A 497-nucleotide genomic window follows, 5' to 3' on the forward strand; every position below is an offset into this window, starting at 1 on the left:
TTCGTACATCACTCTTTATAGCCTCAAACCTATTTCTATATAAAAAATATATTCTCCTTTTATACGAAATTAAAATAAAGCCATTCATAAGAATGGCTTTACAAAAAACGGCATAATTATGCTGTTTTCCTATGTCAACAAAAGTTCAATCGCTTCAATTTTACAAACAGAAATAATTACCGTAACTACCCCAGCACTATTAGCAAGCTTTACAACATCGCAAGTTACTGAAGAAACAGTTCCTGCATAATTATTTCCTACTGTAGTAATTCGCACGGCTCTGTTTACTAATTTTTTAAGCTCATCTCTAATTCCTTGTACACAGCAACAATCGCATTTTTTATTTTGTTCTTCTTGTTCTTTTTTACATTCTTCGAAAGCATCCCAACAATCATCCTGTTTACATGTACACTTCTTTTTACAATTATTAAATCGAGAACCCAAAACCTCACCCCCTAATCCTTTCTATTAGTAAAGTATGTCCACAGGCTTAAAAG

At 32.4% G+C, this 497-nt stretch carries 1 protein-coding gene; it reads right to left on the minus strand.

Annotated features, from left to right (window positions below):
* Positions 1–129 precede the first annotated feature (129 nt).
* Positions 130–444, minus strand: a complete 315-nt coding sequence (exsK, locus tag AC1DJR_RS33205; RefSeq protein WP_000535565.1) for an exosporium protein ExsK — start codon at positions 442–444, stop codon at positions 130–132.
* Between the last annotated feature and the right edge of the window lie 53 nt (positions 445–497).

It is taken from the genome of Bacillus sp. 05T31, assembly GCF_056396725.1.